Here is a 12,381-nt window from a genome sequence, read left to right as displayed (position 1 = left end):
GCCGTGGCGCAAACCAAGCTGGCCTGGTGGCGGCGCGAGGTCGCGCAATCGTTTGCCGGCTCCCCCACGCACCCGGTGATGCGCGCCCTCATGCCGCTGAGCGCCGCCTACGCCATCGAATCCCGGCACCTGCTCGCCGTGATCGACGGCTGCCAGATGGACCTCGAGCAAAACCGCTACCTCGACTTCGCGAATCTGCAGCGCTACTGCCACCTCGTGGCAGGCGTGGTGGGCGAGGTGGCGGCCAACATCTTCGGCCAGACGCAGCTGCAGACCACCGCCTACGCCCACCGCCTGGGCCTGGCGTTCCAGCTCACCAACATCGTGCGCGACGTAGGCGAGGACGCCGCACGCGGACGCATCTACCTGCCGGTCAACGAGCTGCAGAGCTTCAACGTGAAGGCGCACGAACTGCTGCAGCGTGGCGCGGCGCCCGGCACCGACCAGGCCGACTTCAAACGCCGCTTCACCGCGCTCATGCAGTTCCAGTGCACGCGCGCGCTGCAAACCTACGACGACGCCCTGGCCCTGCTGCCCGCGGCCGACCGTCGCGCCCAGAAGCCTGGTCTGATGATGGCCAGCATCTACCGCACGCTGCTGCAGGAGATCGCCGCCGACCCTCAGCTGGTGCTGACCCAGCGCGTGAGCCTCACGCCGCTGCGCAAATTCTGGCTGGCTTGGAAGGTCCAAGCTCTAGGTCGGCTCTGAGCATGAAGATGGCCATCGTCGGCGCAGGCTGGGCCGGCATGGCGGCGGCGGTTGAAGCCGCCGGGCGGGGCATGGATGTCACCGTCTTTGAAGCCACACGCACCCTGGGTGGCCGTGCCCGTGCGCTGGGCACCGAAAAACCCGACGGCACACCCATCACGCTGGACAACGGCCAGCACATCCTCATCGGCGCCTACAGCGACACGTTGGCATTGATGCAACGCGTGGGACTGGACCTGGCGCAGGTGCTCATGGCACTGCCGCTCGCGCTGCCCTACCCCGACGGTACCGGCTTGCAGACCCCGGCCTGGGCGACGCGCTGGCCGCCACCGCTGGATGCGCTGGGGGCCATTGCCACCGCTCGCGGCTGGACATGGGGTGAGCGTCTGGCGCTGATCCGGTCCTCGTTGGGCTGGCAGATGGCGGGCTTTCGATGTGAGCCCAGGGCCACGGTTGAAACCCTGTGCGAGAACCTGCCCGAACGGGTGGTTCAGGAACTGATCGAACCGTTGTGCGTGTCGGCCCTCAACCTGCCCTCGTCACATGCCAGCGCGCAGGTGTTTCTCAACGTGATGCGCGACGCCTTGTTCGGCCGCGGTGCGGCAGGTTTCAGCGCGTCGTGCCTGCTGCTGCCGCGCACCGATCTCACCCGCCTGTTTCCGGCAGCCGCCGCGCAGTGGCTGCAGCAGCACCATGGGAACACCTCACGCATTCGCACAGGTGCCCGCATCACGGGCCTGCAGAACCACGCAGGCCGGTGGCGCCTGACGGGTGAAGGGGTGGACGAAGCCTTCGACCGCGTGGTCTGGGCCACACCCGCCAGCGTGGCCGCGCAGACCCTGCTGGCCCACGCGGATGACAACGAGACGCTGGCCAGCTGGGCGCTGTCGGCCCATGCCCTGCATTTCACCGCCATCACCACGGTCTACGCCTGGGCGCCCGGCGCGCGGCTGTCGGCGCCCATGCTGGCGCTGCGGGCCGAGCCCGACGCGCACGCCTCGCCCGCGCAGTTCGTGTTCGACCGCGGGCAGCTCAATCCCGAAGACGCAGGCGTGTTGGCATTCGTGGTGAGTGCCAGCACCGGCGAGCGCGACGAGCTGCAGGCGCGCGTGCTGCAGCAAGGCCAGCGGCAACTTGGCATGGCGCTACAGCCGTTCATCACGGTGGTGGAAAAACGCGCCACCTTTGCCTGCACGCCCGCCCTGGAGCGCCCTGGCGCGTTGATCGCGCCCGGCTTGTACGCCGCGGGCGACTATGTGCAAGGCCCCTACCCGGCCACGCTCGAGGCCGCCGTGCGCAGCGGCGTGGCGGCGGCGCGGCTGGCCAGCGAATGAGCCGACGGGCGCAGTTCAAGGGAACCTCTGCAAACACATGCGTTCCCACGGATGGAACTTTTTTCAACCCACCACCAAGGACCCCCGCAGGATGAACCTGACCAGCCCCACCCGAACTCTGTTGCTCACCACCTCGTTGTGCCTCGCAGCACTTTTCAACACGGCAGCCAACGCGCAAAGCATGGTGAGCGTCAAGGGAAGCACGCTCAACATGCGCGAAGGCCCGGGCACGCACACGGCGGTGTTGTGGGAACTGAAACAGGGCTACCCGCTGCAGATCACCGAGCGCAAGGGCAGCTGGCTGCGCGTGCGCGACTTCGAAGGCGACACGGGCTGGGTGGCACGCTCGCTCACGGGCAACACGCCGCACCACGTCGTCAAATCCAAGGTGGCCAACCTGCGCGCCGGACCGGGCACGCAGCACCGCATCGTGGGACGCCTTGAATACGGCGAACTCCTGCGCACCCGCGAGAAGCGCGCCGACTGGGTCCGCGTGGAGCGCAGCGAAGGCGTGAGCGGCTGGATCGCGAAGCGCTTGCTTTGGGGTTTCTGAAAGCCGGCGTTCAGTCGAACTCGCGCACCTGAAGATAGGCTGGGCGAGCCATGCAGCGCAGGATCCAGTCGTGCGTGAGCGGGTGGTCGGCCATCAGCGCCTTCGCGGGACGCGCCCAGTTGAGCACGCTGGCGGCACAAACATCGGCCACGGTGAACCGCGCGGCAGCCACAAAGGTCTGCCCCGCGTCCTTCTGCCTTTGCAGGTGCTGCTCGATCACGCGAAACGGCGCAGCCAGGCGGCGCTCGGCGGCCTCGGCCAGCTCCGGTTTGCGCCGCTCCTGGGGCATCGCCAAGCGGTGCATCAGCACGGTCAGCGCGTCGGACTCGGCTTCCGCCACGGCCCAATAGCTCCAGCGCAAGGCTTCGGCGTCTTCGCGCGGTATGGCCGGCGTGATGCTCACCCCATCGGCCACACCGTGGTGGCGCGCAATGTAGAGCGCACAAGCCATGCTCTCCCAAACCACCACATCGCCCTCGGGCCGCGCATCGACGATGGCCGGCACATGACCATTGGGGTTGATGGCCAGAAATGCCGGCGTCCGCGTACCGCCGCCCCGGTAGTCCAGCTTCTCATGCTGGAAGTCGAGACCAAGTTCGGTGGCGGCCCACAAGGGACGCACCGCGCGGGACGCAGGAATGCCGTAGATCGTGAGGCTCATGCTGAACGACGTGGGGAAAGAAACATCAGCCGATCTGACGGCACAGGTCCATCAGGTCGGCCACGGTGGTGTGGGGCTGCAGCGGCGCGTGTTCCCAGGCCACGCCGGTGCGGTTGACCCAGGCCACCTGCATGCCGGCGCGCAGCCCGCCCACCACGTCCAGGTGCGCGTCGTCACCGATGTGCAACACCTCGGCAGCGCCCACGCCCGCAGCGTCGGCCGCCGCATGGAAGATGCGCGGGTCGGGTTTGCCCACGCCGAACTCGCGCGCGTTGAAGGCCGCGTGAAAGTGGTGACCGAGGCCGACGCGGTGCACGTCGGCGTTGCCGTTGGACACCGCCACCACGGGAAAGCGGGTGCTCAGCCATTCCAGCGCCGGCATGGCGTCCTCGAACAACTGCACACGCTGGCGTTCATCGAAGAACACGTCAAAGGCCGGCTCGGCCAGAGCGGGATCGTCGCCTGCACGGTTGAGCACATAGCGGATCGACTCGCGGCGCAGGGCGCTGAGGTCGCAGGCCAGATCGGGCCGCAGGGTCTGCAGGTGGTTGCGCGCCTCGCGCAATGTGCCCGGGGTGCCGTAGAGCCTGGCGGTGGCGGGAGCGTGCTGGGCGAGCCAGTTGGCCAGCATGGCCTCGGCACGTTCGATGGTCGGCCAGATGGGCCAGAGCGTGTCGTCCAGGTCGATGCTGATGGCGCGGATGCGGGTGGGGTCCAGCGCGAGCGGCGCGGGTGCCGGGTCTGTACTCATGGGGGTTTTCATGCTTGCGAGAGAATAGCGCATGCCCTTCAACACCGAACCGCCCTTCAAACACGGCCAAGCCGCTCGCACCGCAGTGCTGTTGTGCAACCTGGGCACCCCCGACGAACCCACCGCCCCCGCCCTGCGCCGCTACCTCGCCGAGTTTCTGGGCGACCAGCGCGTCGTGGAGATTCCGCGGTTGGTGTGGATGCTGATCCTTCACGGCATCATCCTGCGCGTGCGGCCCAAGAAGTCGGCGGCCAAGTACGCCGGCATCTGGATGCCCGAGGGCTCCCCGCTGAAGGTGTGGACCGAGCGCCAGGCCACCCTGCTGCGCGGGTACCTGGGCGAGCGCGGTCACCAGGTGACCGTGCGCTATGCCATGCGCTACGGCAACCCCTCCATTGCCTCGGTGATGGACGAGCTCAGGGCCGAGGGTGTGACCCGCGTGCTGGTGCTGCCGGCCTACCCACAGTACAGCGCCACCACCACGGCCAGCGTGATCGACGGCGTGATGAACTGGGCCGCCAAGGTGCGCAACCTGCCCGAGCTGCGCTTCATCAACCGCTACCACGACCACCCGGGCTACATCCAAGCGCTGGCCAAAACCATCAAGGCCCACTGGGCAGCGCACGGCCAGAGCGAGCAACTGGTGATGAGCTTTCACGGCGTGCCCGAGCGCACGCTGCAGCTGGGCGACCCCTACCACTGCGAATGCCACAAGACCGCGCGGCTGCTGGCCGAACAGCTCGGACTGCCCAAGGACCGCTACAAGGTCACCTTCCAGTCGCGCTTTGGCAAGGCCAAGTGGCTGGAGCCCTACACCGAACCCACACTGATCGACCTCGCGGGCAAGGGCTTGAAGAGCGTGGACCTGGTCTGCCCCGGCTTCACCAGCGATTGCCTGGAAACGCTGGAAGAGATCAACATGGAAGCGCGCGAGGCCTTCCTGCACGCCGGTGGCAACAGCTTCCACTACATCCCCTGCCTCAACGACCAGCCCGAGTGGATCCGCGCGCTCACCGACGTGGCCGAGCAGCACCTGCAGGGCTGGGCCACCAAAACCGCCGACAACCCGATGGAGTTGCAGGCCAGCCGCGAACGCGCGCTGGCGATCGGCGCCAAAGACTGAGTCACCCAGCGTGACGGCCTTGCAGATCAGGTTCTGGTCAGGCCACCCCCTCTAAGCTGACGCTCCACCCTGCAGGCCATCCGGCGCACAGGGCTTCGTCGGCGCGTGTGCGCGTCGGACCGATTTTCATCGGCGCTTCATGCGTCCAACGCTCCATGAAAAACACACGAGACATTCACGACCTCGTCGGTGGTCTGTTGATGACCGCCACCGGGCTCTTCTTCGCCCTGTACGGCCGGGAATACGAGTTCGGCACCACGGCGCGCATGGGCCCGGGCTATTTCCCGGTCGTGCTCGGCTGGATCCTGGCCGTTCTGGGCCTGGCCGTGGCGGTGCCCGCCTGGTGGCGGCGCGGCACCGCCGTCGTGGTCCAGTGGAGCAATCTGTTCTGGTGCGTGCTGAGCCTGGTGGTCTTTGCCATCACGCTGCGCGTGCTCGGCGTGGTGCTGGCGTCCTTTCTGGCCGCCCTGCTGTCGCTGGTGCCGTCGTCCATGGGTCTGCGCACGCGTTTGACGGTGTGCGCCGTGGTGGCCCTGCTCACCACGCTCATCTTCCCCATCGGGTTGCAGATGATCCTGCCCATCTGGCCCTGGAGCCTTTGAGGCCGAAAGAAAGAACCCCATGGATCTGTTCGCCAATCTCTGGCTCGGCCTGCAAGTCGCGGTCGAACCCACCAACCTGCTGTACTGCTTCTTCGGTGTCTTCCTGGGCACCGTGGTGGGCGTGCTGCCCGGCATCGGGGCGCTGGCTGCCATCTCGCTGCTGCTGCCGCTGACGTATCACATGTCGCCCACGGCGGCCATCATCATGCTGGCCGGGGTCTACTACGGCGCGCAGTACGGCGGCTCCACCGCCTCCATCCTGCTCAACCTGCCGGGCACCCCCTCATCGGCGGTGACCTGTCTCGATGGCTACCCGATGGCCAAGAAAGGCAAGGCCGGCGTGGCCCTGTTCGTGACCACCATCGCCTCGCTGGTGGGCGCCATGACGGGCCTGATCATGCTGACGCTGTTCTCGCCCGTCATCGCCGAGGTCGGCCTGAAGTTCGGCCCGGCCGAGTTCTGCGCCATGATGTTGCTGGGTCTGGTGGCGGCATCGTCCATGAGCGCGGGCTCGGCCGTCAAGGGCTTGTGCATGATGGTCTTCGGCCTGCTGCTGGGCATGGTGGGCACCGACGTGAACAGCGGTGCGGCGCGTTTTTCGTTCGACGTACCCGAACTCATGGACGGCATCAACCTGGTGGCCCTGGCCATGGGCCTGTTCGGTGTGGCCGAGGTCGTTCGCAACATCAACTCGGCCGACAGCCAGCGCAAGCTTGAAAACATTTCCCTGAAATCCATGGTGCCGTCCCGCCAGGAGTTCGGGGCCACCATCAAGCCCATGGCGCGCGGTTCTGCACTGGGAGCTGCGCTGGGCGCGCTGCCCGGAGTGGGTCCGTCGATTGCGGCCTTCATGTCGTACGCAATCGAAAAAAGAGTGGCCAAGGATCCCTCGCGCTTTGGCAAGGGCGCCGTCGAGGGCATTGCGGCACCCGAAGCGTCGAACAATGCGGCCGCGCAAACGGCCTTCGTGCCCTCGCTGTCGCTGGGCATTCCCGGCGATGCCGTCATGGCCGTGATGCTGGGTGCGCTGATCATCCACGGCATCCAGCCCGGCCCCATGCTGATCACCGAGCAACCCAGTCTGTTCTGGGGCCTGGTGGTGAGCTTCGCCATCGGCAACCTCATGCTGGTGATCCTGAACCTGCCCACCATCGGCTTGTGGGTGGCCTTGCTGCGCATTCCATTCGCATGGATGTACCCGGCGATCCTGGTGTTCGTGGCGCTGGGCGTCTACAGCGTGAACAACAACACCTTCGACATCTACACCGTGGCCACGCTCGGCATCATGGGCTACGTGTTGATGGTGCTGAAGTTTGAACCGGCGCCGCTGCTGCTGGGCTACATCCTGGGCCCCTTGCTGGAGGAGTACCTGCGCCGCGCCCTGCTGATCTCGCGTGGGGACCCCATGACTTTCCTGGAGAGACCCATCAGCGCCACGCTGCTGGCCTTCACCGCCCTGCTCCTGATCTGGGCCTTCTGGTCCACCGTGCGCAGCAACCTGCGGGCGAAGGAAGAACTGGATGCATTGCGCGCCCTCCCCGATTGAACCCCTTGCCATCCCCATCTGCTAGCCTCGGCGGCATGCGGATCCTGCTGGTCGAAGACGATGCGGTGCTGCGCGAGGTCATCACGCGCAGCCTGGAACAGGCTGGCCACCGGGTGGACACGGCGGGCAGCGTGCTGGAAGCCGACCACCTGTGGCGCGTGCAACCTTTTGACGCGGTGCTGCTCGACCTCAACCTGCCGCAGCACGAACGCACGGAAAGCCCCATGGGCAACGGCCTGCAGGTGCTGCGCGACGCGCGGGCCCGCGGCGACCTCACCCCGGTGCTGGTGCTCACCGCGCGCAACCGCACCGAAGAACGCATCGAAGGCCTGGACAGCGGCGCCGACGATTACCTGGGCAAACCCTTCGATCTCGCCGAAGTGGAAGCGCGTTTGCGCGCCATGGTGCGCCGGGCCATCGGCAGCAGCGACCTGGCCCAACTGGGCGATCTGCAACTGGATCGGCGGGCGCGCCGCTTCAGCGTGGCCGGCACCTCGCTGGAACTGCCTGCGCGGGAGTTCGAGGTGCTGTACGAACTGATGAGCCCACCCGGGCATGCGGTGAGCAAGCGACACCTGTCGGACAAGCTCTCGAACTTCGATGAAGCGCTCGGCGACAACGCGCTGGAGTCGTTCATCTCACGGCTGCGCAAGAAGCTGGTCGGCAGTGGAGCCACGATCCGCACGCTGCGCGGCATCGGCTATCTGCTGGAGCCGGAGCCTTGAACGCTCCGGCGCACGCCGCCGACACCCCGACGCCGTCGCTGCGCATCCGCATGCTGCGCCACGTGATGCTGCCGTTGTCCATGACCTGGCTCATCGGCACCGTGGCCACCCTGGGCGTGGCCAGCCATTTCACCGAACGCGCTTTCGACCGCGCGCTGCTGGACGATGCCTACAGCATCGCCTCGCATGTGGAAACACTGCCCGGCGGCGAGGTGGGATTGCTGCTGACGCCCAACGAACTGAAGGCGGCCCTGTTCGACCAGGCCGAGGCGGTGCATTTTTCGGTGCTGCGCACCGATGGGTCGCTGCTGGCCGGCGCACAACTGCCACCGGTCCGCCCTCCGCAACCCGATCAGGCGTTTCGCTACGGCAACCTGCTCCACCAGGGCAGCGTCGTGCGCGCCGTGGTGCTCAGGCACGAGGTTCAGGCGCAATCGTTCTACATCGTCATGGCGCACACCACCCGGGTGCGCAGCGAGCTGGTGCAGCAGATGCTGCTGTACGGCGCGCTGCCGCTGCTGGTCTTGCTCGGCCTACTCGGGTTCGCGCTGTGGCGCAGCGTCGAGCGCGATCTGGCGCCGCTGGGTCGCTTGCAATCGGCCCTGGCCGACCGCGACGCCAAGGACCTCACGCCGGTGGTCATCGCCCCCTCCACCCAGGAAATCGAGCAGGTCGGCCTGGCGGTCAACGACCTGTTCGACCGCCTGGACCGCAGCGTGCGTTCGCAGCGCGAGTTCATCGGCAATGTGGCCCACGAGTTGCGCACGCCGCTGGCGCGCATCCGCGCCCTGGCCGACTACGGCCGCGCGCATCCCGATGCCTCGGTGTCCCAGCAGCAACTGCTGCAGATCGCCACCAGCGCAGAACGCGCGGGACGCCTCGTCAACCAGTTGCTCGATCTCGCCATCGCCGAAGAGGCCGATCTCGCCTTGCAGCAGGACCGCCTGGCTCTGGCACCGCTGGTGAGCCAGGCGGTGTTGCGCCACCTGGACAAGGCCGACGCGCGCGGTGTGGACCTGGGCGCCCGCGGGCTCGATGACGGCATGGAAGCGGTGTGCGTTCGGGGCACCACGGCGCTGATCGAAGGCGTTCTGGACAACCTGATCGACAACGCCCTGCGCTATGGCGGCCAGACCGTGACCATCGAACTCACCCTGGATGCCAGGGCCAACACCTGCGTGCTGGCCGTGGTGGACGACGGGCCCGGCATCCCGGCATCGGCCCGCATGGCGCTGAGGCAGCGCTGGACCCAGGGCCGCGACGGCCAGCGGCTGGGCCAGGGCAGCGGGCTGGGCCTGTCCATCGTGGCGCGCTACGCGCAGCTGCTGGGGTCCGAGCTTCAACTGGACAGCGCGGACCACGACCGGGGCCTGCGCGCCAGCCTGGTCCTGCGGCTGGCCTGAGTTCCGCAAGCCGGATGTCACGCAGGCGGACAATCTCCCCGCATGACAACGCATCCATCCACCCTGGCCACCGTCTGGCCCGTCTTCGTTCAGGCCCTGTTCCTGAGCCTGGGCCTCATCGTCGCCATCGGTGCACAGAACGCGTTTGTGCTGCGCCAGGGCCTGCGGCGCGAGCACGTGGGCAGCGTGGTGGTTTTCTGCGCCGTGGCCGACGCGGTGCTGATCGCAGCGGGTGTGCTGGGCATGGCGCAGGCGCTGGCCAACAGCCCGGGCATCGCGCGCGCACTCGCGCTGGCCGGGGCCGCCTTCCTCGCGGTCTATGGCGGGCGCGCCCTGCGCCGGGCGCGCCGCCCTCAGCCCTTGCTGGTCACCGGAGGAAACGTGTCCCTCACGCGGGGCGCGGCCCTGGCGCAAGCGGCGGCCTTCACGCTGCTCAACCCGCACGTGTATCTGGACACGGTGTTGCTGGTGGGCAGCATCGGCGCACAACAACCCGCCGCCTTGCGCGGCTGGTTTGTGGCCGGCGCGAGCACGGCCAGCCTCCTGTGGTTCGGTTTGCTGGGATTTGGCGCCCGCTGGATGGCGCCGTGGTTCGCGCGCCCCAGGGCCTGGCAGGTGCTCGATGCCTTGATCGGCGTGACCATGTGGGTGCTCGCTGCCCTGCTGCTGCGCCACGCGCTGGCTGGCTCGTGAGCCGCAATGTCCAAAATACGGCTCATTTTTTGAGCCGTATTACGTAAAATGCGGCTCATGACACGTCACCCCACCCCCGCTTCCCTGATCTGGCAATCCCCCGACTGGCCTCGCCTGACGGCGTCGGCCAACGAGGTGGCGACCGCTCTGCTACAGGCGCGGCAGCGCCAGGGCGAGTTGATCGGACAGTGCGCTGCCGTGGGACTGGACGCCACCGCCCCAACATTGCGCGAATTGTGGGTGCAGGAAGCTATCGCAACCTCAGCCATTGAAGGCGAGGCCTTGAACCCGGATTCGGTGCGTTCGTCCGTGCTGCGGCACTTGGGGCTGGATTCGGATGCGTCGACACCGGTGAGCCGACAAGTCGATGGTCTGGTGGACGTGATGGAGGACGCCACGCAGAACTTTGCCGACGCGCTGGACAAGGATCGCCTGTGCCGCTGGCACGCAGCCCTCTTTCCCACCGGGGCCAGCGGCTTGCGCCGCATTCGGGTCGGGGCGTACCGCAACCATGAGGACCCGATGCAGATCGTGAGCGGTTTGCTCGGTCGCGAAGTGGTGCACTACACCGCGCCACCTTCTTCGCAGATGGACGCGCAGATGAAGGCTTTCCTCAGCTGGTTTGAGCGAACGCGACCGGGCAGAAAACAGGCCACCGCGCTGGACGGCGTTGCCCGCGCGGCCATCGCCCACCTGTGGTTCGAGTCCATACACCCGTTTGAAGACGGCAACGGTCGCATCGGCCGAGCCATCATCGACCTGGCGCTCGCACAAGACGCGGCCGCGCCACAGCGCCTGGTGAGCCTCTCGCACCAGTTGCTGGCGCAGCGGCGCGGCTACTACAACGCCTTGCAATCCGCCCAGCATGGCGGCACGGATGTCTCTGGCTGGGTGGTGTGGTTCGTGCAGCAATACCGGAACGCCTGCGACCACACGGGCGTATTGATTCAGGTGGCCCTGGAGAAATCGCGCTTCTGGGCACAACATGCCGGCGCTGAATTGAACGCCCGGCAGCGCAAGGTGGTGCAACGCCTGCTCGACGATGGGGACGGCGGTTTTCTCGGTGGCCTGAATGCGGGGAAGTACATCAAGATGACCGGCACGTCCAAAGCCACGGCGACGCGCGATCTGGCGCAACTCGTGCAGGACGATGTGCTGTTCACACGGGGCCAGGGCAAGGCCCTGCGCTACTTTGTAAACGTGCCAGGGTGGGCGCACGCAGACCGCAGCTGAGTCAAGGGTTCAGTGCCCAGCGAGAAACCGCTGCACCAGCTCGAACTGCTCAGGCACGTTCAACGCCGGCGCATGGCCACACCCGGCGATGGTGACCACGAGCGCGCGCGGGCCGCGATCGCGCATGGCTTCGGCGGTGTCGGCCAGCAGCAAATCCGAATCGGCACCCCGCAGGCACAGCACCGGCACCTTAATGCGGTCGTAGGTCGACCAGAGTTCGTAGTCGGCAGGGTGGTGGGTGAACTGCTGCACCATGGCCGGGTCGTAGTGCGGCGTCACGCGGCCGTCGGGCAGGCGGCGGGTGGAGCTCTCGGTGAGCAGCGTCCACTGGGCGTCGCTCAGAAATCCGTAAGGCTTGTAGATGGTGCGGAAGTACTGCTGGAGCTCACCCACCGTATCGAAGGCGGCCGGGTTGCCGGCGTAGCTGCGGATGCGTGCAATCGCTGCGTCTGCGGTCTTGGGGCCGATGTCGTTGAGCACGAGCCGTTCGATGCGGTCCAGCAGCGCGCCCGCCGCGCACACCATGCCGATGGCGCCGCCCATGGAAGTGCCAACCCAGTGGATGCGCTGCAGCCCGAGCTGGTCCACCAACGCCGTGGCGATTCGGCTGTAGAAATCGAGACAGTACTCGGCTTCGGGTTTCGGGCTCCACTGCGACAGACCGCGTCCGATGGTGTCGGGGCAGATCACGCGCCAGCCCTGGGCACTCAGGTGCGCGGCCAGCGGATCCATGTCGCGCCCGGTGCGGGCGAGGCCGTGCCAGGCGATCACCACGGGGCCGTCGGCGATCTCAGGCTGCCAGTCCATGAAGTGGATCTCGCGACCTTCGCACACGAGGTAACGCGAGCGGGGCACGACAGTGGCCTGCGGCTTCATTTCGAACCCTTCAGCCGTGCGAACACCGCGCGTTCCCTGAGTTTGCCCACCACACCCGTGGGGAAGTAGTAGACCGAGAGCACGAACAGCAGGCCCAGCCAGAGCAGCCAGCGGTCGGGCGTGAGCAGCGCGGGCAGCAGCGGAATGCCTTCAGTGGCCTGGCCGGCCACACG

General features: G+C 67.3%; 13 protein-coding genes and 1 pseudogene. 10 read left to right on the top strand and 4 right to left on the bottom strand.

Features of this window, described 5'->3' with window-relative positions; translation table 11 throughout:
- From hpnD to Q0C59_RS15135, 3 genes are all read left to right on the top strand, one after another.
- On the top strand, nucleotides 1-708 hold a 708-nt coding region (gene hpnD / locus Q0C59_RS15145; RefSeq protein ID WP_291216863.1), incomplete at its 5' end, for a presqualene diphosphate synthase HpnD.
- Between the two features lie 2 nt (nucleotides 709-710).
- A complete protein-coding gene (gene hpnE / locus Q0C59_RS15140) occupies nucleotides 711-2,042 on the top strand; it encodes a hydroxysqualene dehydroxylase HpnE (protein WP_291216860.1) in 1,332 nt (443 codons plus the stop codon).
- 91 nt (nucleotides 2,043-2,133) lie between these two features.
- Nucleotides 2,134-2,595, top strand: a complete 462-nt coding sequence (locus Q0C59_RS15135; protein WP_291216856.1) for an SH3 domain-containing protein — start codon at nucleotides 2,134-2,136, stop codon at nucleotides 2,593-2,595.
- Nucleotides 2,596-2,605: 10 nt separating this feature from the next.
- Here the strand turns inward: Q0C59_RS15135 and Q0C59_RS15130 are convergent, their stop codons facing one another.
- Entirely contained in the window at nucleotides 2,606-3,256 is a 651-nt protein-coding gene (locus Q0C59_RS15130) for a glutathione S-transferase family protein (RefSeq protein WP_291216852.1), read from the bottom strand.
- A 25-nt stretch (nucleotides 3,257-3,281) separates the two neighbouring features.
- A complete protein-coding gene (locus Q0C59_RS15125; RefSeq protein ID WP_291216849.1) occupies nucleotides 3,282-4,007 on the bottom strand; it encodes an HAD family hydrolase in 726 nt (241 codons plus the stop codon).
- Nucleotides 4,008-4,038: 31 nt separating this feature from the next.
- On the opposite strand from Q0C59_RS15125, the gene hemH reads away from it, so the two are divergent.
- From hemH to Q0C59_RS15090, 7 genes are all read left to right on the top strand, one after another.
- Entirely contained in the window at nucleotides 4,039-5,130 is a 1,092-nt protein-coding gene (gene hemH / locus Q0C59_RS15120) for a ferrochelatase (protein ID WP_291216846.1), read from the top strand.
- 155 nt (nucleotides 5,131-5,285) lie between these two features.
- Nucleotides 5,286-5,732, top strand: a complete 447-nt coding sequence (locus tag Q0C59_RS15115; RefSeq protein ID WP_291216844.1) for a tripartite tricarboxylate transporter TctB family protein — start codon at nucleotides 5,286-5,288, stop codon at nucleotides 5,730-5,732.
- A gap of 19 nt (nucleotides 5,733-5,751) precedes the next feature.
- Nucleotides 5,752-7,278 carry a tripartite tricarboxylate transporter permease gene (locus Q0C59_RS15110; RefSeq protein WP_291216841.1) on the top strand — a complete coding sequence of 509 codons (1,527 nt, stop codon included), beginning with the start codon at nucleotides 5,752-5,754 and terminating at the stop codon, nucleotides 7,276-7,278.
- Nucleotides 7,279-7,313: 35 nt separating this feature from the next.
- On the top strand, nucleotides 7,314-8,003 hold the full coding sequence (locus Q0C59_RS15105) for a response regulator transcription factor (RefSeq protein WP_291216838.1): 690 nt from the start codon (nucleotides 7,314-7,316) through the stop codon (nucleotides 8,001-8,003).
- Nucleotides 8,000-9,406 (top strand): sensor histidine kinase, encoded by a 1,407-nt coding sequence (locus tag Q0C59_RS15100; protein WP_291216836.1) that lies wholly within the window; start codon nucleotides 8,000-8,002, stop codon nucleotides 9,404-9,406. The genes Q0C59_RS15105 and Q0C59_RS15100 overlap by 4 nt, the downstream gene beginning before the upstream one ends.
- 42 nt (nucleotides 9,407-9,448) lie before the next feature.
- Nucleotides 9,449-10,099, top strand: a complete 651-nt coding sequence (locus Q0C59_RS15095) for a LysE/ArgO family amino acid transporter (RefSeq protein ID WP_291216834.1) — start codon at nucleotides 9,449-9,451, stop codon at nucleotides 10,097-10,099.
- A gap of 57 nt (nucleotides 10,100-10,156) precedes the next feature.
- Nucleotides 10,157-11,332: a Fic family protein gene (locus Q0C59_RS15090; RefSeq protein ID WP_291216832.1), complete on the top strand. Its 1,176-nt coding sequence runs from the start codon at nucleotides 10,157-10,159 to the stop codon at nucleotides 11,330-11,332.
- A 9-nt stretch (nucleotides 11,333-11,341) separates the two neighbouring features.
- Here Q0C59_RS15090 and Q0C59_RS15085 read toward each other — a convergent pair whose 3' ends face one another.
- Nucleotides 11,342-12,208: an alpha/beta fold hydrolase gene (locus Q0C59_RS15085; protein ID WP_291216830.1), complete on the bottom strand. Its 867-nt coding sequence runs from the start codon at nucleotides 12,206-12,208 to the stop codon at nucleotides 11,342-11,344.
- Nucleotides 12,205-12,381: pseudogene (locus Q0C59_RS15080) on the bottom strand (branched-chain amino acid ABC transporter permease); the annotation flags it as partial. The gene Q0C59_RS15085 and the pseudogene Q0C59_RS15080, both read right to left, overlap by 4 nt.

Source organism: Hydrogenophaga sp. (genome assembly GCF_022844385.1).
Classification (GTDB): domain Bacteria; phylum Pseudomonadota; class Gammaproteobacteria; order Burkholderiales; family Burkholderiaceae_C; genus Hydrogenophaga.
Note: the sequence above shows the minus strand (reverse complement) of the source record. Positions and strands in the feature narration are given on the sequence as shown.